We start from the raw sequence: 20,554 nt of genomic DNA, 5'->3' as shown, positions 1-20,554 counted from the left end.
AAACCTCTCAAAAGTGCGATAAATAGGCAGTTTTGAGAGGTTTAGTTGAACACTGTCTAATACTAGATTTTATTGATATTTGGATTTAACTGTTCGCAAACGTGGCGAGCAAAACCACTACCAGCCTCGCTGTAAATGTTAAATGCCGCATCAACGCCATTCTCTTTCAGTGTTTCGAGTTGATCGGGATATTCAGCAATAGCCGCAATTTGGCCTTTAAAGTTACGTGACTTTAATTGTTCTAAAGCGGTTTGATTACCTTGGTGGTGAGGCATTGCCAAAATCACCAGCTTTACGTTTGCTGTATCTAGAATTCGCTCCCAGAAATCTGGGTCAGTCGCGTCGCCAGAAATCACGTTTCTGCCTTGGCTTCTGTGGTTGTGCGCGGCTTCTTCACGCACTTCTACACCTAGGCTGACCTTGCCATAGCGAGTACGTAATTCGTCATAAGCACCGGTACCAATTCGGCCCATACCTAGAATAAGCACTTGGGCACGACCAGGGTCAATTCGCTTATCACGTCGGTGAAGCTTTTCTGACGCATGCTCTTTTAGCCATTTACCTGACTGCTGATAAAGCTTATGACCAGCTCGGTTTAAAGGAGCAGCGATTAGAAAAGACAGTGAAACTGCAATGGCAACGGCAACTAAGATATCACCCGACATCCAACCCATCTTGAAGGCGAGACCACCAACGATGAGGCCAAACTCGCTATAGTTAAACAGTGATAGCGAGGCAAGTAGAGACGTTCGAACACGGAACTTGAAGCGGTTGAGTACCAAGAAGTAGAGAACACCTTTCACTGGCAGCATCAGCAAGAACAAGATTGCGAGCATAAAGCCTTGAATGGTTGGTTGCTCTGACAGACCAATATTCAAGAAGAAACAGACAAGGAAAAGTTCTTTAAGGTTAAACAGCGACTTTGATAATTCTGAGGCTTTTGGGTGACCAGCAAGTAACATACCTAGAACAAGAGCCCCCAAGTCTGGTTTCACACCAACCAAATGGAATAAACCAGCACCGACGACTAATGCGAAGAAGATGCCGGAAAGAACCAGCATCTCACCGTGACCAACCCAATCGAGCACTTTGTAGAACAGTGGGCGTAATAAGGGTAGGGCAAACAGAGCAATTGCATACCACTCAGGTATTTTGCCCGTAGAAGCCGTTAAGAATACTACGGCGAAGATATCCTGCATGACCAAGATACCAATCGCTAACGTTCCGTAGGTCGCATTCATTTCGCCTTTCTCTTGCAGAGTCTTAACCGCAAATACAGTACTAGAGAATGAAAGAGCAAAACCGAGCAGAACGATCTGTTCTACCGACATGGCAGCTAGCGATGAAATACCTAAGAACTTAAAGCCAAACAGGGCGACGGCGAAAAACAGAGTGGACAAAAGGTTGTGGATTGTCGCGCCAGCCCAGATCTCTTTAGAGAGTAGGGTTTTGATATCGAGCTTTAAGCCGATAGTAAATAGAAGCAGCGTGACACCAAGGTCAGCTAAAGTAATGATGGTGTCATTGGTTTCAAAGCCAAAGGCAAAAAGCCCAAAGCCTGCAACCAAAAAACCAACTAATGGGGGAAGGTGACACTTTAAAGCAATAAATCCTGCGATAAACGCAGTGGATATTAATATAAGTTCCATAACTTGTTGTTGTAGTTCCCTAGCTTAAAAAAACGGGCCGTGTTTATACAAACACGGCCCGCGGAAAATCAGAATTGTTTTCTCTAGTCTTCGAGAAGCTTCTGCAGTAACACGCCGTTAAGCATGGCGCGCTTAATCATAGCAAAAGCTCCCATCGTAGGATGTTTATCGATTTGTGATGCTACAATAGGCAGGCCGCTATGGAAAGTCGTTAACGACTGATTCTCTACATTGCGCTTAATTGCAGGAAAAACAATCTCTTGTGCCTTGGTAATATCACCAGCAATGATAACTTTTTGAGGGTTAAATAAGTTAATCGTCATCGCGATAGCCTTACCTAACTGGTTTCCTACTCGAACTAAGCTTTGCTTGGCTAGCTCATCACCATTAATCGCGTGGTCACAAACGTCTTGAATCGTAATATGCTCAAGCTCTGTTAAAGAAGACTCATAGCCTTGTTTAATCAGCTTCTGCACGCGTTCAACGATAGCTGGGTTTGCCGCTACTGTTTCAAGACAGCCGAAGTTACCACATTGGCATTGCTCGCCTAGCGGATCAATTTGGATATGACCAATTTCACCCACATTACGGTTATGACCTAGGAAAACCTGACCATTAACGATAATACCTGCACCTGTACCACGGTGAACACTGACCAAAATAGAATCTTGGCTATCTTTACTTGCACCGAAGTAGTGCTCAGCAAGCGCCATTCCACGAACATCGTTACCAACAAAACAAGCAACATGGAATGTATCGCGAATAATGTCGCTTAATGCGAGGTTATCGATGTCGGTATTCGGCATGTACTCAACAACACCGGTCGTTGGGTTAACCAAGCCTGGAAGCGTGACACCAATAGCAATCAGTTGATCGATCTTTGGTTGATGCTCAGCAATGAAAGCTTTGAGGTTATTGACCAAGCCTTGGGTAAGGTCTGATTGGTCTGAATAATTCAGGTCTTGCTGTTGGAAAGCCAATTCACGACCACCAAGGTCATGCAGGCTTATTTGAATGTAGTCTCGACCCAAACGCACAGCAACAGAATGAAAAGGCTCTACTTCTGTGGTTAGGGAGATAGCGCGTCTACCGCCAGTAGACGCTTGCTGCGCAACCTCTTTAATTAGGCCGCGCTCTAAAAGTTGGCGGGTAATTTTTGTAACACTTGCCGGTGCGAGTTGGCTTACATCAGCCACTTGTATACGACTGATAGGCCCCTGTTGGTCTATAAGTCGGTATACCGCCGCACTGTTTAGTTGTTTAACTAAGTCTACGTTACCTATTTGTCCGCCATTCATACTTAATTGTGCTCGTATTGTCCGTTAACAACAGTCGCTTTAACGTTAAAGTCTCGGTCAAATACAGCTAGGTTTGCAACCATGCCTTTTTTGATTCGACCTAGCTTGCTTTCTACACCGATAGCCGTAGCTGGGTATAGCGTAGCCATGCGAAGAGCTTCGTCTAAAGCGATACCAGCGTGCTCAACTGTATTCTGAACTGCTTCAATCATAGTCAGAGCTGAGCCGCCCAGTGTGCCGTTTTCATCAACACACTTACCATCACGGTAATATACTTTCTTACCGACAAAAATAAAGTATTCCATGTCAGCACCTGCAGGAGCTGTGGCATCCGTCACTAATACCAACTTTTCTCCCTTGATTTTATGCGCAATTCTGATGTTTGCGTAATCAACGTGGAAGCCGTCGGCAATAATGCCAGCGTAAACCTCAGGAGTATCGTAAATCGCGCCAACAACGCCAGGCTCACGACCAACCATCGGCGTCATTGCATTGAACAGGTGAGTGGCGAACGTGATACCAGATTCGAAACCTTGACGCGCTTCTGCGTAAGTTGCGTTGGTGTGGCCGATAGAAACGACAACGCCAGCTTTGTGCAGGCGTTCGATGTGTTCAGGGTCGTTAAGCTCTGGAGCCAATGTTACTTTTGCAACAAGGTCACGGTTCTCACAGATAAGCTCAATCATTTCGTTGTCAGATTTACGAATGTGATCGACGCTATGGATGCCTTTTTTCGCAACGTTTAGGTAAGGGCCTTCAAGGTGCAGACCTAAAGATTGGTTTTGGTACTGGTTATGGTATTCACGAGCTGCCGTAATAACCGCACGCATATCTTCGTCTGAAGAGGTGATAAGCGTTGGTAGGAAGCTAGTACAGCCAGATTTCAGGTTTGCTTTGTGCATGATCTGCATGGTTTCTGCAGTGATCTCATCGTTAAGCATTACACCGCCACAACCATTCAGTTGTAGGTCAATGAAACCTGGGCTTAGGTTTGCTCCGTCTAGGTCGCGAAGCTCGATTCCTTCTGGCAATTCAGAGATAGGACAGACTTTTTTGATCAGTTCGTTTTCGATTACAACAGCATGATCGGTTAGAACATCACTACCAGTGTAAATTTTACAGTTACTTAGCGCGTACATAGTCAGCTAATCCTTATTTCGTGAGATCTTTTAAATTCGTTCGTTACCTAAATGCGGACTTAGTTTGCGAGCATCATTTACGTAACGATTTATCTTTTATGGGCAAACGGCTTCAAAATGATAAGCGATTTAAGTTGTTGAAAAACATATGAACAATTGATTTTTATTATACATTTAGGTCCATCAATAATGATTATTTACGGTGCTCTATAAGCCCGGAGTTACCATCTTTTTGCCTAATGATTAGATTTGGATTTTATCCATAAATGTTCATTTTTTTGAATGATAAAATAAGTTTTATGATCTCGCTAGCAAAAACCTCTGGATTTGGTAAAAACTGGTGATTAGGATCACAAATGGTAAGGTTTTAATTTGCGGAGCAAAATTAATTGAATACACTGAATAGGACTAAATTGAGCGACTAAAATAAGTTTCTCAAACGAATTCTAAAAAATCCTATAGGGGGAAACAACTGGTGAATATTCTAGGATATGCGCAGAAGCTTGGTAAGGCGTTAATGCTACCAATCGCAACGCTTCCGATTGCGGCATTGCTGCTACGTCTGGGTCAACCAGACTTACTCGATATCGCATTCATGGCATCTGCTGGTAACGCAATCTTCAGTCAACTACCATTATTGTTTGGTTTGGGTATAGCTATTGGTCTTTCTAAAGACGGTAACGGCGCAGCAGGTCTTGCTGGTGCAGTTGCTTACTTTGTTCTGACAGCAACCGCAACAAACATCGATGCTAGTGTAAATATGTCATTCTTCGGCGGTATCTTTGCAGGTATCATCGCAGGTCACTCTTACAATGCATTCCACGCGACTCGTCTTCCAGAGTGGCTAGCATTCTTCTCTGGCAAACGTCTAGTTCCTATTATGGCTGGTCTATTTGCTCTAGTTGCTGGCGCAATCTTTGGTGTTGTATGGCCTGCTGTTCAATCTGGTCTAGATGCACTTGCTCACGCAGTTTCAACGTCTGGCGCTATCGGTCAATTTGTTTACGGTACTCTTAACCGTGCACTTATCCCAGTAGGTCTACACCATGTACTGAACTCGTACTTCTGGTTCGGTATGGGCTCTTGTCAAGAGATCGTAGTTGCTGCAGAAGGCTTCTCTCAACTTTGTGTTGACCCTGCACTAGCTAAAACTTTAGTTGTTGGTCAAGAGTACACATTTGAATTTGCTAACTCAGTTAACCCAGAAATTGTTGCAACTGTTAAAGAAGTAACTGAAACAGTTAAATCTGGCGACCTACACCGTTTCTTCGGCGGCGATAAAGGCGCTGGCGTATTCATGAACGGTTTCTTCCCAGTAATGATGTTCGGTCTACCAGGTGCTGCACTTGCAATGTACCTAGCTGCTCCTGCTGAAAAACGTAGCCAAGTTGGTGGCGCACTATTCTCAGTTGCATTCTGTTCATTCCTAACAGGTATCACAGAGCCGCTAGAATTCATGTTCGTATTCCTAGCTCCTGCTCTATACGCAATGCACGCTGTATTTACAGGTTTGTCTCTAGTAGTTGCTAACATGTTTGGTACTCTGCACGGTTTCGGTTTCTCTGCTGGTCTTATCGACTTCGTATTGAACTGGGGTCTAGCAACTAAACCATTCGTACTACTACTAATCGGTCTTGGCTTCGGTGCTCTATACTTCTTCACTTTCTCTTTCGCAATCCGCGCTTTCAACTTGAAATCGCCAGGTCGTGAAGATGATGACGAAGCTGTTGCAGCTCCTGCTGGTGAAGCACCAAAGGGCGACCTTGCACGTCAATACCTTAAAGCTCTAGGTGGTCACGACAACCTAACTTCAATCGACGCTTGTATCACTCGTCTACGTCTAACTCTTAAAGACCGCTCTGTTGCAGATGAAGTTGTTCTTAAGAAACTTGGTGCTAAAGGTGTGGTTAAACTAGGTGAAAACAACCTACAGGTTATCCTAGGCCCACTAGCTGAAATCGTAGCTGGCGAAATGAAAGCTATTGGTGCAGGCGAAGACCTATCTGATGTAAAACTTCCACAGTAAGGGAAGTACTTAATTAAGACGTAAAGTTACTCTTAAGTAAGTGTCAAATTGAAAGCCTCCCACACGGGAGGCTTTTTTGTGCCTGCAGTTTAAGACCAGCGAACACGGTTCGTTCTATTCTTCATCGAATAGCAGAAATAATCGCAATTAACGGACGGTTCTTATTGTGCAAAGGCTAAGAATTGTGGATGATTAGCAACAATGATCTTTCTATCTTTGACTGGCGCTATAAGCGACCGTTTTCTTGGGGACGAAAGATAACTTTCTCTGACAATACTAAATACATAGAGGTGCTATAGATGAGTGAAGCTGAGGCTCGTCCATCGAATTTCATTCGCCAAATTATTGATAAAGATTTAGCGGATGGTACACACAGTAGCGTGCATACTCGTTTCCCGCCGGAGCCAAATGGCTACCTGCACATTGGTCACGCTAAATCTATTTGCTTGAACTTTGGTATTGCTCAGGACTACCAGGGACAATGTAATCTTCGTTTCGATGATACAAACCCTGAAAAAGAAGACGTTGAATACGTTGAGTCAATTAAGAATGATGTAAGCTGGTTAGGCTTCGAATGGTCTGGTGATATTTGCTACTCATCAAACTACTTCGATACGCTTTACGCTTATGCTGTGGAATTAATTAATAAAGGCTTAGCGTATGTTGACGAGCTAAGTCCTGATCAAATCCGTGAGTACCGTGGCACGCTAAAAGAGCCAGGTAAAGCGAGCCCATACCGTGACCGCAGCCCAGAAGAGAACCTAGCGTTGTTTGAAAAAATGCGTGACGGTGGCTTCGAAGAAGGTAAAGCGTGTCTACGTGCTAAGATCGACATGAGCTCTTCGTTCATGGTTATGCGCGATCCTGTTATCTACCGTGTTCGTTTTGCTCACCACCATCAAACGGCTGACAAGTGGTGCATTTACCCAATGTACGACTTTACTCACTGTATCTCTGATGCGCTGGAAGGTATTACGCACTCTATCTGTACGCTTGAATTCCAAGATAACCGTCGTTTGTACGATTGGGTTCTAGATAACATCACGATTGACTGCCAACCTCGTCAGTACGAGTTTAGCCGCCTGAATCTTGAATATACAGTGATGTCTAAGCGTAAGCTGAACCAACTTGTGGTTGAAAACCTAGTTCAAGGTTGGGATGACCCACGCATGCCTACTATTTCTGGCCTACGTCGTCGTGGTTTTACTTCAAGCTCGATTCGTGAATTCTGTAAGCGTATTGGTGTAACTAAGCAAGAGAACATGATTGAGTTCGGTTCACTTGAATCTTGCATCCGTGATGATCTGAACGAAAATGCACCTCGTGCAATGGCTGTTCTGGATCCAGTTAAGATCGTTATCGAAAACTACGAAGCAGATACAGTAGAAACGTTAACGGTTGCAAATCACCCAAACAAGCCAGAAATGGGCACTCGTGAAGTACCATTTACACGTGAAGTTTGGATTGAGCGTGATGACTTCCGTGAAGAAGCAAACAAAAAGTACAAGCGTTTGGTTCTAGGTAAAGAAGTTCGCCTGCGTGGTGCTTACGTGATCAAAGCTGAACGTATCGAAAAAGATGCAGAAGGCAACATTACGACTATCTTCTGTTCTTACGACAATGAAACATTGGGTAAGAACCCTGCAGATGGCCGCAAAGTGAAAGGCGTTATCCACTGGGTATCTGCTGATAAAGCACTGCCTGCTGAGATTCGTTTGTACGATCGTCTATTCACAGTGCCAAACCCAGCCGCTGCTGATGACTTCGCTGCAACGCTAAACCCTGAATCACTTGTTACGCTAAATGGTTTTGTTGAACCTAGCTTAGCAGAAGGTGTGGCAGAGCAAGCGTACCAGTTTGAACGTACAGGTTACTTCTGTGTGGATTCGAAAGACTCTAAAGCAGCTGCACTAGTCTTCAACCGCACGGTTGGTCTACGTGACACATGGGGTAAAACTGAAGCTTAATCGCTAAAGTGATTCGCTTTCGATAAGCACCCTAATAAAAAACCGGCTTAGAGCCGGTTTTTTGTATCTGAATAAAGTCGTCAATTATAGAATAAGTTGCGATTAATCGTCTTATGTAGTGACCATATAAAAAACGCCGGCCTAAGCCAGCGTTCTGTATTACTACTTCGCTTTATGCGCGTCTGGATTGCCTTTGCAATCTCCGTTAATGCTTTTGCCGTACAAGTACAAACTGTGGTTTGTTAGTTGCACGTTGTAACGCTGAGCAATCTCTTTCTGTCTTTCTTCGATGATGTCATCAGAGAATTCGATCACTTCGCCACAATCTAAACATACAAGGTGGTCGTGGTGGTGCTGTGTAGAAAGTTCAAATACAGACTTGCCGCCTTCGAAGTGGTGACGAGTTACAATGCCAGCGTCATCGAATTGGTTAAGTACTCGATAAACGGTTGCAAGACCGATTTCTTCACCTAGGTCGATCAGCTTCTTATATAAATCTTCAGCACTAATATGTTGGCAGTCTGGCTGTTGTAATACTTCTAAAATTTTGAGCCGTGGAAGGGTCACTTTAAGACCTGCATCTTTTAGCGCTTGATTATTGTCTGACATATACTTTCCTGTTGATGATCTGCAGCAATTAACAGAATTCAATATTAATACCATTATAGTTTAGTCAGGCATAACAATAAACCACGAACTTCAAAGGGTTACTTACTGACATCACAATCTGTTTTGTAAATTGGAAGTATCTCACTTATAGTGGAGGTACGACCAGTCAAGGTGACGGTGTTTCTGATATGAACATGGAATGTTGTTATGAATAAGCAACTCGCAAAAATATATAAACCCAACATTGTAAAATTTGCTCTTAATATTTGGCCTCCCTTTTGGGGAGCGGGTATTCGAATAGCCCACATTAGCACTGACTTTAGGGTTGTTAAGACAGTACTTAAGCTACGCTGGTGGAATAAGAACGCCAATCGTACTCAATATGGCGGCAGTATCTTTTCTCTTACCGATCCCGTTTACTCATTGATGTTAATGGGAATTTTAGGTGAACGATATTACGTTTGGGATAAAGAAGCGAGCATTAACTTCATCAAGCCGGGGCAATCGGACTTGTATGCAGATTTTGAGATAAGGCAAGGGCAGCTTGACGATATCTATCGTCAGACGCAACTCGGTGAAAAGTGTTTCCCCGAATTTATTATTCACGTGAAAGATAAGCAGGGTAATGTGGTTTCAGAAATTCAACGCACCCTCTATGTAAGAAAGAAGCCGCAATTTAGAGATGATGATGAAGCATTAGAGGCTGAGTGCTAATTAATAGATTTTAAATAGCAAAAAACCTCCTATAAGGAGGTTTTTTCATATCTACATAATGGTTATTAACTGTAACAATTAACAACCACTAGAGAATTAGTCTTCTAGCTCTGCTAGGCACATCTCTTCGTGGATTTGTTTAACCCAGTTAGATACGCGCTCATCAGTTAGCTCAGGTTGACGGTCTTCATCGATACATAGACCAACGAATTGGCTGTCATCGCCTTCAACTAAACCTTTCGATGCTTCGAATTCGTAGCCTTCAGTTGATGTGTGACCTAGGATAGTACCGCCTTTCGCTTCAACGATGTCACGGATAGTACCCATAGCATCACAGAAGTATTCTGCGTAATCTTCTTGGTCGCCACAACCAAAGATAGCAACAAGCTTAGTTGAGAAATCAATAGCTTCTAGCTCTGGGAAAAAGTCATCCCAATCACATTGTGCTTCGCCGTAGTACCACGTAGGGATACCAAGCAGCAGTAGATCGAAGTTATCGATATCTTCTTTGCTGCTTTTTGCAATGTCTTGAACGTGAACGAGCTGTTTGCTCAATTGCTTTTGAATCATCTTAGCAACAGCTTCAGTGTTACCTGTATCGCTACCAAAGAAGAGACCTACACTTGCCATAGAATCATTACCTTTCATTTTGTCTGTTGTCGGTGTAATAAAGTTCGGAAGAGAATCGTTAGATCCCAGTTCCTTCCCAGCTTAGTTGGATTATCCCTTTGGCGATAAAACCCGCACAGCCAAGGAAAAGTACTAACCATACGATGCGACGACCAAATGGAGGAACATTTCCCTGCTTGAGAACGTCCTTAATTGCCATACCGATTAAAAAGAAAATCGCGGCAAACAGGAGATCTAAACCAACAGATTCGATGATGTTCATGTAGTCGTAAAGCATGGGAACCTTATATACCAATTTTGCTTGGGCGCACTATATCACTGTTGTGAGATAAAGTTAATCTGCAGTAATTACACAGCTCTCATTTATCTGCACGAAAAAGCGCAGTTAAGCGATGAATTTTCTAATTGCTCTAAGTACTTCTGCTGGTTTTTCAGCATGCAGCCAGTGACCTGTGTTGGCAATGACATGCGCTTTTGCGTTAGAAAATTGCTGCTGAACGGCTGCTTGATGTTCTGCGGTGAGGTAATCTGAATCCCCACCTTTAATGAGCAAGGTTTTGACCGAGGTTTTCTCGATCGGTTCCCAACCAATAATATGTGGGTAGTTGCTCAATAACGAAGCAACATTGAAGCGCCATTCCATGATGCCTTGCTCTGTTTTGAACAAAGATTTGGTTAAAAACTGGCGAACGCCATCGATCTCGATATGTTTTGCGAGAACCTTGAGTGCATCTGAGCGTGAAGTCGGCTCTTCTTCTATCACGGCTTGCAGGCCTGCGAATACGTTGTCGTGGCGACTCTGAGTGTACGCGACCGGAGCCATATCCAAGACAATCAATTTATGCAGCGCAAGATGTTGTGTCAGTGCCATCGCTACTTTGCCACCCATCGAGTGACCAATCACAGTGACGTCTTCTGACTTAAGATCATGCAGCAGTTGAGCCACGTCTTGTGCCATCGCTTGATAGTTATGAGTGTCACTATGGAAGGATTGACCGTGGTTGCGGAGATCGATACTAAGTACCTGATGATCGGCTTTTAGATCCCTAGCGAGCAAGCCAAGGTTGTCCAGATTACCGAATAATCCATGGATCAAAACAATGGTGTGACCCTCACCTTCAATTTTATAGTTGAGCTGTACTGACATTTTTATCTTATTCATGGTGGGTTTGACGTAGAGTATCCGCGCGGATCTCGCTATAATCCCCCAGAGTTTAAACATTGAGATTGTGAAAAGCGAATGAAAACAATTGAGGTTGATGAGGACCTATACCGTTTTATTGCGGGTCAGACAGAACGTATTGGCGAAAGCGCTTCAGATATTCTGCGCCGCTTGTTACAGGTTGATAGCCAAGGCATGGCTCCGATCGAAGAGATCGTTGAGCCAAAAGGTATCGTTGTTAGCAAAGAGGTAGGCTTTACTCCAGAGAAGTTCGATGGCGTTAAAGAAATGCGCTCACTACTAATATCAGATGAGTTTGCATCACTAAAGAAAGCCATTGATCGTTTCATGCTTGTGTTATCAACACTGCATAAAATCGACCCTTTAAGCTTTTCAGAAGCAACTCAAGTAAAAGGCCGTAAGCGCGTTTACTTTGCAGATAACGAAGCGACGTTGCTAGCAAACGGCAACACGACTAAGCCTAAAGCTATTCCACAAAGTCCTTTTTGGGTTATTACTAATAACAATACAAGCCGAAAAAGACAGATGGTTGAGCAGCTTATGAGCCGCATGAATTTCCAAGCAGAATTGATAGAAAAAGTAACAGGTTCAATTTAACGAAATCTGATTTAAACCTCATAATATCCATGGATAAGAAGATATTATGAGGTTTTTTTGTTTTAAAATTTTATATATAAGGATGTCGAAAAATGGCTATGCACCCTCGTGCTGGGCAGAAAGCTCAGCAGGAAGATCTTCATAATATCCCGGCTTTAGTTGCTAACTATTTCTTACAGCAACCGGATGCTACGAACCCAGATCATAAAGTACTTTTCGGTACTTCAGGTCACCGCGGTACAGCAGACAAATCAACATTTAACGAAAACCACATTCTAGCAATTGCACAAGCGGTTGCTGAAGTTCGTGCCGAGCAAGGTACAACTGGCCCTCTTTTCTTAGGTAAAGATACTCACGCTCTATCTGAGCCTGCGTTCTCTACGGTTATCGAAGTGCTTGTAGCGAACGGTGTTGAAGTTATTATTCAAGAAAACAACGGCTTTACTCCAACACCTGGTATCTCGCACGCGATTCTTACGCACAACCTAGTGAATGACAAAAAAGCCGACGGCATTGTTATCACGCCTTCACATAACCCACCTCAAGACGGCGGTATTAAATACAACCCGACACACGGTGGCCCAGCTGAAGCTGAACTGACTCAAGCGATTGAAGACCGTGCGAACGTGATCATTGCTGAGCAAATGCAAGGTGTTAAGCGTACGCCTATCGCACAGGCTAAACAGTCTGAGCTAGTAAAAGAAGTTGACCTAGTCGCGCCATACGTCGCTGATTTGGTTAACGTCGTGGATATGGAAGCGATCCAGAAAGCAAACATCAAGATTGGTGTTGATCCACTGGGTGGCAGCGGTATTGATTACTGGCGTCAAATTGGTAAAGCGTACAATCTAGATCTTACTCTGGTAAGTGAAGCGGTTGACCCTTCATTCCAATTCATGTCTCTAGATAAAGATGGCGTAGTTCGTATGGACTGTTCTTCTCCATACGCAATGGCAGGCTTACTGGCGCTTAAAGACGAGTACGCTCTAGCATTTGGTAACGACCCAGATTACGATCGCCACGGTATCGTGACACCTAAAGGTTTGATGAATCCAAACCACTTCTTAGCGGTTTGTATTGATTACCTATACCGTAACCGTGAAGGTTGGAGTAAAGACGTTGCTGTTGGTAAGACACTAGTATCAAGTGCATTAATCGATCGCGTAGTTTCTGACTTAGGTCGCGAACTTTGTGAAGTGCCAGTTGGTTTCAAATGGTTCGTTGATGGCTTATACAACGGCCAGTTTGGTTTTGGTGGCGAAGAGAGCGCAGGTGCTTCTTTCCTACGTAAAGACGGTACGCCTTGGTCAACAGATAAAGACGGCCTGATTCTTTGCTTGCTTGCGGCTGAGATCACAGCAGTGACAGGTAAGAACCCACAAAAATACTACGAAGAACTTGCCGCTAAACACGGTGAATCTAAGTACAACCGTATTCAAGCGGTAGCAAATGGTGCACAGAAAGACGTGCTGAAGAAACTATCTCCAGAGATGGTTTCTGCTGAGACGTTGGCTGGCGATGCGATTACTGCTCGTTTAACGCATGCTCCTGGTAATGGCGCTGCGATTGGTGGCCTTAAAGTGACAACTGAGAACGGTTGGTTCGCTGCTCGTCCATCAGGCACTGAAGACATCTACAAGATCTACTGTGAAAGCTTTAAAGGTGAAGAGCACCTAAAAGCAATCGAAGCAGAAGCTCAAGAGATTGTTAACCAAGTATTTGCCGCTGCAGGTCTATAATCGAATCTCGATTACTAGAGTTGCTACGTAAATAGAAGAAGGGTTGATGTGAAAGCATCAGCCCTTTTTTATTTGTCTGTGAGTAAGTGGCTAGACTAAGTCAGTTCATGACGAATGGATTAGCCGTGTGGCCAGCTTTGCGGCATCACAAACCAGAATTGACCAGACTTGGTTTGCCCATGAACGAAGCGATCACCAAATTCGGCGATGGGTTCACCGCTGAAATCATCCGTTCCAGCGGCCCATTGCTCTTTGCTTAGAGGATAGAGTGTTTCGGTGATCTGGTGAGCCTGATTTTGATAGCACCAAAATCCGTTTACTTGGCTTGGGTTAATGTTGTATCCCAAACACTCCGTAGGTACGTTTTGTTCTAGAAATGGGTTGGTATAGAGGCGACCTTGCATCAAAAGGTGTTTTGAGTCGACATCGATATCTGGATACTGATCAATAAAAGCGCTTGAAGAGGACATACCAAGTTGATGGCAGAGCATCCTATCGAGCTTCTTGTCCAATTGGTCGTGAGAATTGGGACCAAACCATGTTTGCTCATGAAGTAGGTAGAACTTAATTGCCACTTCCCAGTGTTCTAATTTTTGCCTGCTCGTGTCTTCCAGGATAAAGTCGATTGCGCCAAGTGTTCGTCCCTCAACATTAATCTGAATCTCATCGTGCTTGATTGAATAATTATCCGAAGTCATGATGACTTGTTCACATAAGTGTTGGTAGAGGAAGCCTAATCTAGGGTTTCCATCATAAGTATGCGACTCGTCGAGTGCTTGGTGGTTTGAGAATACACTGAGATCAGAAATGGGCGGCTTGATTTCTAGTAGCGGTGGTGAGCTAATCACCCATTGATAAAAGCGTTGCAGTTCAGTCATCGGTTCCTCGTAAACTTCAGGCATCTGTTCTCTAGAAACAGAGTGGAAGGGCTTTCGACATTCTACCCGTAAATTGATATAACGACGTTATTATAAAGGTAAGCTGGAAATAAAAATGAATAACTTACAATTAGAAAAGCTACTTAACGAAAAACTGCAGCCACAGCAGATTAAAGATTACTGTCCGAATGGCCTTCAAGTTGAAGGCGCGACAGAAGTGAAGCGAATCGTTACTGGTGTAACAGCTTCTCAAGCCTTGATTGATAAAGCGGTAGAACTGAACGCAGACGCTTTGTTGGTTCATCACGGTTTCTTTTGGAAAGGTGAGTCAGAGGCAATTCGTGGCATGAAGGGCAAACGCATTCGCACTCTGATAAAGAATGACATTAACCTTTTGGGTTATCACTTACCTCTCGATATCCATCCTGAACTTGGTAACAACGCCAAACTCGCTGAACTGCTTGATATTGAAGTAGAAGGTGGCTTGGAAGGGCACCCACAATCGGTTGCTATGTTTGGTAGATTAAAGACACCGATGACCGGTGCTGAGTTTGCGGCAAAAATCGATCAAGCTCTAAATCGTAAACCACTGCATATCGCTCCAGAAAACCAAGACAAAATGATAACGACCGTCGGTTGGTGTACTGGTGGTGGTCAAGACTACATTGAGCTAGCGGCTTCTCAAGGCATTGATGCTTTTATTTCTGGTGAAATTTCTGAGCGCACTACTTACTCAGCACGCGAGCAAGACATTCATTATTTTGCTGCTGGCCACCACGCGACTGAGCGATACGGTGTAAAAGCGTTAGGTGAATGGTTAGCGGAAGAACATGGCTTGGATGTTGAGTTTATTGATATCGATAACCCAGTTTAAGAGCAGATGCGAGATAAGGGGTACGAGTCGAGTGTATGCGTCGTTCTCTAGAATTGAGCAGGTAACCTGTATAGTTTATCTGCTCGCTTAAGGAGATCCCCAACTCATTCGTCCCTCGTTCTTGGGGATGACGATATTATTTTATTCGTTCACTTCGCATTCTTGAGGATGACGGGGTTGAGAGCGTACAAAAGAAAAGGGGTTGATGTTCTCACATCAACCCCTTTTAACATTATGATTTATAGCAACTATTCACGTTCGTGAAGTGCTTTAAAGTCACGTTGTTCTTCACCAGTATATAGCTGACGAGGACGACCGATACGGTTCGTCGGATCGCTGTGCATTTCGTTCCAGTGAGCAATCCAACCGATGGTACGAGACATCGCGAAGATTACTGTAAACATAGATACTGGAATACCGATTGCTTTCAGAATGATACCTGAGTAGAAATCTACGTTCGGGTATAGCTTCTTAGAAACAAAGTACTCATCAGAAAGAGCGATACGCTCAAGTTCCATCGCTACGTCTAGTAGTGGATCTTGGATGTTTAGCTCTTTAAGCACTTCGTGACACGCTTCGCGCATTACTGTTGCACGTGGGTCGTAGTTCTTGTAAACACGGTGACCGAAGCCCATCAAACGGAATGGGTCATCTTTGTCTTTTGCTTTCGCAACGTATTCTTCAATGTTATCTACGCTACCGATCTCTTCAAGCATGCGCAGACAAGCTTCGTTTGCACCGCCGTGAGCTGGGCCCCAAAGTGATGCGATACCTGCTGCGATACACGCAAACGGGTTAGCACCAGATGAACCAGCAAGACGCACTGTAGACGTAGAAGCGTTCTGTTCGTGGTCAGCATGTAGAGTGAAAATCTTATCCATTGCACGAGCAACGATAGGGTTCACTTCATACTCTTCACATGGGTTTGCAAACATCATGTGTAAGAAGTTTTCTGCGTAGCCTAGGTCGTTACGTGGGTAGATAAACGGCTGACCGATTGAATATTTGTAACACATTGCAGCCAGTGTTGGCATTTTTGAAATCAGGCGGTATGCCGCAATTTCACGGTGTGTATCGTTGTTGACATCAAGTGAGTCGTGGTAGAACGCCGCTAGAGCGCCTACAACACCACACATTACAGCCATAGGGTGAGCGTCACGACGGAAGCCGTGGAAGAAACTAGCGATTTGCTCGTGCACCATAGTGTGACGTGTCACGGTAGTCTTGAACTTTTCGTACTCAGCTCGAGATGGGGCTTCACCGTAAAGAAGTATGTAACATACTTCTAAGTAATCAGCGTTATTGGCAAGTTGGTCGATTGGATAACCACGATGTAAAAGAATGCCTTTTCCACCGTCAATAAAAGTGATTTGAGACTCACAGGATGCAGTGGCAAGAAAACCAGGGTCAAAAGTGAAAAAACCATTAGAACCTAGTGTACGAACATCGATCACTGGAGTACCAAGTACACCTTCTGTAATCGGCAGCTCGATTGGCGCTTGACCTTCAATGTGAAGGGTAGCTTTCTTATCCGCCATAACAATCTCCTTTGTTTATTATTAATCCGTCCAGGATGTTTATGTGCCATTTTTTTACTGGTCTTACGTGGGAAAGTCAATTTTTCTACAGCTTTGTGTGCACTTGTTAGTGTTTTTTACATTAAATTCGTTAAAAATCTGGTCTGTGTAGCATTATTTGTTACATCAATTGTATTAGAATGTTGCCAGCCGTATAGTGGCGCTGAAAAGTTTGGTTAAAACCTTATAAATGCAAGGCTAAGAAGAAATGTGAGGTGTCTTTCTTAATCGAGCAGTTAACAATTATTTTACAATTATCTAAGGCTCAACTTCAGTTATTTGTTAAGTTAATGTTAAATTTTGAAGGTTTGCAATCAAATTTTGTCCATAACAATATCATAAGGTTATTTAATGACCATAATGCTCAATGGAGCTGAGTGAGCAAGCCCGTGAAAGAAAGAAAGACAAGACCTGTTAATTTAGATTTACAGACCATCCACTTTCCAATCACAGCAATAGCTTCCATCCTACACCGTGTGTCTGGGGTGATAACTTTTGTCGCGATTGGAATTTTGCTTTGGTTACTATCCATTTCCCTCTCATCCCCAGTAGGCTTTGCCGAAGCTAGCGACATTGTCGATGGTTTCTTCGTGAAGTTTATTCTGTGGGGCATTTTAACCGCTTTGGCTTACCACATTGCTGGTGGTATTCGTCACCTTCTTATGGACCTTGGTCACTTTGAAGAGCTGGAATCTGGCGCGAAGAGCGCTAAGGTTGCATTTGCAGCAACAGCGGTATTGTCTCTACTAGCGGGGATCTTAGTATGGTAAACAACGTTTCTACTTTTGGTCGTAATGGTGTCCACGATTATCTATTGATTCGTGCTACTGCCATCATTATGACGCTTTACACTATCTACCTAGTTAGCTTTTGTGCTTTCTCTGGTGATATCTCTTACGCATCTTGGACGCAATTCTTTGGTGGAACCTTCACTAAAGTCTTCACCATGTTAGCGCTTACTTCTGTTTTGGTTCACGCGTGGATCGGCCTATGGCAAGTACTAACTGACTACATCAAATGCGCAAAACTGCGTGTTGGTCTTCAAGTCGGTGTTGTTGCAGTTCTTCTTGGATATTTCTTCTCTGGTCTGTTTATTTTGTGGGGTGCGTAAGTGACTATTCCTGTTCGTGAGTTTGATGCCGTAGTGATCGGCGCTGGTGGTGCAGGTATGCGTGCCGCACTGCAAATTTCTGAGCAAGGCCTTTCTTGTGCATTGCTTTCTAAAGTTTTCCCTACTCGTTCTCATACGGTTTCAGCGCAAGGCGGCATCACTGTTGCTCTTGGTAACGCGCATGAAGACCATTGGGAACAACATATGTATGACACAGTAAAAGGTTCTGATTACATCGGTGACCAAGACGCTATCGAATACATGTGTAAAAACGGTCCTGAGTCGGTAATCGAACTCGAAAAAATGGGCCTGCCTTTCTCTCGTTTTGAGAACGGTACTATTTACCAGCGTCCTTTCGGTGGTCAATCTAAAAACTTTGGTGGTGAGCAAGCGGCTCGTACCGCAGCTGCAGCCGACCGTACTGGTCACGCACTGCTTCATACGCTTTACCAACAAAACATTAAACACAAAACGACGGTTTTCTCTGAGTGGTATGCACTGGATCTTGTTAAAAACGAAGATGGTGCAATTTTAGGTACTACCGCGCTTTGTATGGAAACGGGCGAGGTTTGCTACTTCAAAGCGAAGGCAACAATCCTTGCGACTGGTGGTGCTGGTCGTATCTACGCATCAACAACCAATGCACACATTAACACTGGTGACGGTGTTGGTATGGCGATTCGTGCTGGCGTTCCTATGCAAGACATCGAAATGTGGCAGTTCCACCCGACGGGTATCGCTGGTGCAGGTGTATTGGTAACGGAAGGTTGTCGTGGTGAAGGTGGTTACCTTCTCAATAAAGACGGCGAACGCTTCATGGAACGTTACGCACCAAACGCTAAAGACTTAGCGGGTCGTGATGTTGTTGCTCGTTCAATGATGGTTGAAATTCGTGAAGGTCGCGGTTGCGATGGCCCTTGGGGTCCACACATCAAGCTTAAGCTTGATCATCTAGGTAAAGAGACACTTGAATCTCGTCTTCCTGGTGTATGTGAACTTTCTCGTACCTTTGCTCACGTTGATCCAGTGAAAGAGCCAATCCCAGTAATCCCGACATGTCACTACATGATGGGTGGTGTTCCAACACAAGTTTCTGGTCAAGCTATTAAGCAAACCGAAGACGGCAACGATGTTGAAATCCAAGGTCTCTTTGCTTGTGGTGAAATCGCATCAGTATCAGTACATGGTGCCAACCGTCTAGGTGGTAACTCACTGCTTGATTTAGTGGTATTTGGTCGTGCGACAGGTCTACACCTAGGTGAGACACTGAAGAAGCAAGACGAAGCGAAACCTGCAACTGAAGCTGACATTGAGCGTTCACTAGAGCGTTACAACCGTTGGGAAAACAGCACAGACGGCGAAGATCCAGCGCAAATCCGTAAAGATCTTCAGCAATGTATGCAGAACAACTTCTCAGTATTCCGTGAAGGCAAAGCAATGGCTGAAGGCCTAGAAGAGCTAAAAGCGATTCGCGAGCGTCTGAAAAATGCACACCTATCTGATAAGTCTACAGAGTTCAACACTCAACGTATCGAGTGTCTAGAGCTTGAAAACTTGATGGAAACGGCATTCGCAACGGCTGTTGCTGCAAATTTCCGTACAGAGAGCCGTGGCGCACACGCTCGATTCGATTTCCCTGACCGTGATGATGAGCAATGGCTATGCCACTCACTTTACAACCCAGAGTCAGAGAGCATGACTAAGCGTGGTGTAAACATGGAACCTATCCATCGTGAAGCGTTCCCACCAAAAGCACGTACGTACTAAGGAGATATGACCATGAAACTGAATTTCTCTTTATATCGTTACAATCCAGATGTCGACCAGAAACCTTATATGAAGGAATACACTCTAGAAGTGGATGAAGGTTCAGACATGATGCTTTTGGATGCGCTTATTCTGTTGAAAGAGCAAGATCCAACAATCTCATTCCGTCGCTCATGCCGTGAAGGTGTATGTGGCTCGGATGGTTTGAACATGAACGGTAAAAATGGCCTAGCGTGTATCACGCCATTGTCTGCGCTTTCGGGCCAAGACAAGATTGTGATTCGCCCACTGCCTGGCTTACCCGTTGTTCGTGACCTGATTGTAGACATGACTCAGTTCTACGATAACTACGAAAAAGTGAAGCCATTCTTAGTGTCTGATGGCAATGTGCCACCGGCTCGTGAAAACTTACAAAGCCCTGATGAGCGTGCTCATTTAGATGGATTGTACGAATGTATCATGTGTGCATGTTGTACAACGTCATGCCCATCATTCTGGTGGAACCCTGACAAATTCATCGGACCAGCAGGCCTGCTTGCAGCGTACCGTTGGCTAATTGATAGCCGAGATACAGCGACAGACGAACGTTTGTCCGATCTTGATGATGCATTTAGCGTTTTTCGTTGCCATGGCATCATGAATTGTGTAAGTGTTTGTCCTAAGGGATTAAATCCGACGAAAGCTATTGGTCACATCAAGACCATGCTAGTGAATCGTTCGGTTTAAGTTATATAAAAATTGCCGCCCTAGAAGTTTTGGGGCGGCCTTTTAATAGCTCGGCATAGACCGCAGCAAA

19 protein-coding genes are annotated in these 20,554 nt (G+C 44.1%); 10 read left to right on the top strand and 9 right to left on the bottom strand.

Annotation, left to right across the window (positions count from 1 at the left end; genetic code table 11):
* Positions 1–62: 62 nt before the first annotated feature.
* From AB4503_RS02280 to nagA, 3 genes are all read right to left on the bottom strand, one after another.
* A complete protein-coding gene (locus AB4503_RS02280; RefSeq protein WP_017062195.1) occupies positions 63–1,649 on the bottom strand; it encodes a cation:proton antiporter family protein in 1,587 nt (528 codons plus the stop codon).
* 83 nt (positions 1,650–1,732) lie between these two features.
* Positions 1,733–2,947, bottom strand: a complete 1,215-nt coding sequence (locus AB4503_RS02275; protein ID WP_017062194.1) for an ROK family protein — start codon at positions 2,945–2,947, stop codon at positions 1,733–1,735.
* Between the two features lie 2 nt (positions 2,948–2,949).
* Complete coding sequence (nagA, locus tag AB4503_RS02270) at positions 2,950–4,086, bottom strand: N-acetylglucosamine-6-phosphate deacetylase (protein WP_017062193.1); 1,137 nt, start codon at positions 4,084–4,086, stop codon at positions 2,950–2,952.
* 475 nt (positions 4,087–4,561) lie between these two features.
* Here nagA and nagE point away from each other — a divergent pair, with 475 nt between their 5' ends.
* Complete coding sequence (nagE, locus tag AB4503_RS02265) at positions 4,562–6,112, top strand: N-acetylglucosamine-specific PTS transporter subunit IIBC (protein WP_032545860.1); 1,551 nt, start codon at positions 4,562–4,564, stop codon at positions 6,110–6,112.
* Between the two features lie 299 nt (positions 6,113–6,411).
* Positions 6,412–8,079 (top strand): glutamine--tRNA ligase, encoded by a 1,668-nt coding sequence (gene glnS / locus AB4503_RS02260; protein WP_065583828.1) that lies wholly within the window; start codon positions 6,412–6,414, stop codon positions 8,077–8,079.
* 162 nt (positions 8,080–8,241) lie between these two features.
* Here the strand turns inward: glnS and fcrX are convergent, their stop codons facing one another.
* Complete coding sequence (fcrX, locus tag AB4503_RS02255) at positions 8,242–8,688, bottom strand: ferric iron uptake transcriptional regulator FcrX (RefSeq protein ID WP_017061956.1); 447 nt, start codon at positions 8,686–8,688, stop codon at positions 8,242–8,244.
* Between the two features lie 207 nt (positions 8,689–8,895).
* Here fcrX and AB4503_RS02250 point away from each other — a divergent pair, with 207 nt between their 5' ends.
* Positions 8,896–9,402 carry a DUF4442 domain-containing protein gene (locus AB4503_RS02250; RefSeq protein ID WP_017061955.1) on the top strand — a complete coding sequence of 169 codons (507 nt, stop codon included), beginning with the start codon at positions 8,896–8,898 and terminating at the stop codon, positions 9,400–9,402.
* 96 nt (positions 9,403–9,498) lie between these two features.
* On the opposite strand, the gene fldA is transcribed toward AB4503_RS02250, so the two are convergent.
* The 3 genes from fldA to AB4503_RS02235 form a co-directional block, all read right to left on the bottom strand.
* A complete protein-coding gene (gene fldA, locus AB4503_RS02245) occupies positions 9,499–10,032 on the bottom strand; it encodes a flavodoxin FldA (RefSeq protein ID WP_010436745.1) in 534 nt (177 codons plus the stop codon).
* A 58-nt stretch (positions 10,033–10,090) separates the two neighbouring features.
* Positions 10,091–10,309 (bottom strand): DUF2788 domain-containing protein, encoded by a 219-nt coding sequence (locus tag AB4503_RS02240; RefSeq protein ID WP_004737900.1) that lies wholly within the window; start codon positions 10,307–10,309, stop codon positions 10,091–10,093.
* Positions 10,310–10,417: 108 nt separating this feature from the next.
* On the bottom strand, positions 10,418–11,179 hold the full coding sequence (locus AB4503_RS02235; RefSeq protein ID WP_017061954.1) for an alpha/beta fold hydrolase: 762 nt from the start codon (positions 11,177–11,179) through the stop codon (positions 10,418–10,420).
* Positions 11,180–11,272: 93 nt separating this feature from the next.
* Between AB4503_RS02235 and seqA the strand changes: the two genes are divergently transcribed.
* Positions 11,273–11,812 carry a replication initiation negative regulator SeqA gene (gene seqA, locus AB4503_RS02230; RefSeq protein ID WP_017061953.1) on the top strand — a complete coding sequence of 180 codons (540 nt, stop codon included), beginning with the start codon at positions 11,273–11,275 and terminating at the stop codon, positions 11,810–11,812.
* Between the two features lie 92 nt (positions 11,813–11,904).
* Positions 11,905–13,551 (top strand): phosphoglucomutase (alpha-D-glucose-1,6-bisphosphate-dependent), encoded by a 1,647-nt coding sequence (gene pgm / locus AB4503_RS02225; RefSeq protein ID WP_372113513.1) that lies wholly within the window; start codon positions 11,905–11,907, stop codon positions 13,549–13,551.
* Between the two features lie 119 nt (positions 13,552–13,670).
* Here the strand turns inward: pgm and AB4503_RS02220 are convergent, their stop codons facing one another.
* Complete coding sequence (locus tag AB4503_RS02220; protein WP_372113612.1) at positions 13,671–14,429, bottom strand: DUF1853 family protein; 759 nt, start codon at positions 14,427–14,429, stop codon at positions 13,671–13,673.
* A gap of 115 nt (positions 14,430–14,544) precedes the next feature.
* Here AB4503_RS02220 and AB4503_RS02215 point away from each other — a divergent pair, with 115 nt between their 5' ends.
* Complete coding sequence (locus tag AB4503_RS02215; RefSeq protein WP_372113511.1) at positions 14,545–15,303, top strand: Nif3-like dinuclear metal center hexameric protein; 759 nt, start codon at positions 14,545–14,547, stop codon at positions 15,301–15,303.
* A 248-nt stretch (positions 15,304–15,551) separates the two neighbouring features.
* Here the strand turns inward: AB4503_RS02215 and AB4503_RS02210 are convergent, their stop codons facing one another.
* On the bottom strand, positions 15,552–16,841 hold the full coding sequence (locus AB4503_RS02210) for a citrate synthase (RefSeq protein ID WP_017061949.1): 1,290 nt from the start codon (positions 16,839–16,841) through the stop codon (positions 15,552–15,554).
* Between the two features lie 416 nt (positions 16,842–17,257).
* On the opposite strand from AB4503_RS02210, the gene sdhC reads away from it, so the two are divergent.
* Genes sdhC through AB4503_RS02190 form a run of 4 tightly spaced genes read left to right on the top strand, consistent with a single transcriptional unit; the run spans position 17,258 to position 20,484 of the window.
* Positions 17,258–17,650 (top strand): succinate dehydrogenase cytochrome b556 subunit, encoded by a 393-nt coding sequence (sdhC, locus tag AB4503_RS02205; protein WP_017061948.1) that lies wholly within the window; start codon positions 17,258–17,260, stop codon positions 17,648–17,650.
* On the top strand, positions 17,644–17,991 hold the full coding sequence (gene sdhD / locus AB4503_RS02200) for a succinate dehydrogenase, hydrophobic membrane anchor protein (RefSeq protein ID WP_010436768.1): 348 nt from the start codon (positions 17,644–17,646) through the stop codon (positions 17,989–17,991). Before sdhC ends, sdhD begins: the two co-directional genes overlap by 7 nt.
* A complete protein-coding gene (gene sdhA / locus AB4503_RS02195) occupies positions 17,992–19,758 on the top strand; it encodes a succinate dehydrogenase flavoprotein subunit (protein WP_017061947.1) in 1,767 nt (588 codons plus the stop codon).
* 12 nt (positions 19,759–19,770) lie between these two features.
* Positions 19,771–20,484, top strand: a complete 714-nt coding sequence (locus AB4503_RS02190; protein WP_010436773.1) for a succinate dehydrogenase iron-sulfur subunit — start codon at positions 19,771–19,773, stop codon at positions 20,482–20,484.
* Positions 20,485–20,554 lie beyond the last annotated feature (70 nt).

The sequence above is a fragment of the Vibrio sp. 10N.222.55.B11 genome, from assembly GCF_041473705.1.
Classification (GTDB): domain Bacteria; phylum Pseudomonadota; class Gammaproteobacteria; order Enterobacterales; family Vibrionaceae; genus Vibrio; species Vibrio crassostreae_C.
This window is presented reverse-complemented; position numbering and strand designations above follow the sequence as displayed.

What these genes read in the sequence shown, in the direction of transcription:
- AB4503_RS02280 (WP_017062195.1), bottom strand. Translation starts at nt 1,649, where the DNA reads ATGGAACTTATATTAATATCCACTGCGTTTATCGCAGGATTTATTGCT.
- AB4503_RS02275 (WP_017062194.1), bottom strand. Translation starts at nt 2,947, where the DNA reads ATGAATGGCGGACAAATAGGTAACGTAGACTTAGTTAAACAACTAAAC.
- nagA (WP_017062193.1), bottom strand. Translation starts at nt 4,086, where the DNA reads ATGTACGCGCTAAGTAACTGTAAAATTTACACTGGTAGTGATGTTCTA.
- glnS (WP_065583828.1), top strand. Translation starts at nt 6,412, where the DNA reads ATGAGTGAAGCTGAGGCTCGTCCATCGAATTTCATTCGCCAAATTATT.
- fcrX (WP_017061956.1), bottom strand. Translation starts at nt 8,688, where the DNA reads ATGTCAGACAATAATCAAGCGCTAAAAGATGCAGGTCTTAAAGTGACC.
- AB4503_RS02250 (WP_017061955.1), top strand. Translation starts at nt 8,896, where the DNA reads ATGAATAAGCAACTCGCAAAAATATATAAACCCAACATTGTAAAATTT.
- fldA (WP_010436745.1), bottom strand. Translation starts at nt 10,032, where the DNA reads ATGGCAAGTGTAGGTCTCTTCTTTGGTAGCGATACAGGTAACACTGAA.
- AB4503_RS02240 (WP_004737900.1), bottom strand. Translation starts at nt 10,309, where the DNA reads ATGCTTTACGACTACATGAACATCATCGAATCTGTTGGTTTAGATCTC.
- AB4503_RS02235 (WP_017061954.1), bottom strand. Translation starts at nt 11,179, where the DNA reads ATGTCAGTACAGCTCAACTATAAAATTGAAGGTGAGGGTCACACCATT.
- seqA (WP_017061953.1), top strand. Translation starts at nt 11,273, where the DNA reads ATGAAAACAATTGAGGTTGATGAGGACCTATACCGTTTTATTGCGGGT.
- pgm (WP_372113513.1), top strand. Translation starts at nt 11,905, where the DNA reads ATGGCTATGCACCCTCGTGCTGGGCAGAAAGCTCAGCAGGAAGATCTT.
- AB4503_RS02220 (WP_372113612.1), bottom strand. Translation starts at nt 14,429, where the DNA reads ATGACTGAACTGCAACGCTTTTATCAATGGGTGATTAGCTCACCACCG.
- AB4503_RS02215 (WP_372113511.1), top strand. Translation starts at nt 14,545, where the DNA reads ATGAATAACTTACAATTAGAAAAGCTACTTAACGAAAAACTGCAGCCA.
- AB4503_RS02210 (WP_017061949.1), bottom strand. Translation starts at nt 16,841, where the DNA reads ATGGCGGATAAGAAAGCTACCCTTCACATTGAAGGTCAAGCGCCAATC.
- sdhD (WP_010436768.1), top strand. Translation starts at nt 17,644, where the DNA reads ATGGTAAACAACGTTTCTACTTTTGGTCGTAATGGTGTCCACGATTAT.
- AB4503_RS02190 (WP_010436773.1), top strand. Translation starts at nt 19,771, where the DNA reads ATGAAACTGAATTTCTCTTTATATCGTTACAATCCAGATGTCGACCAG.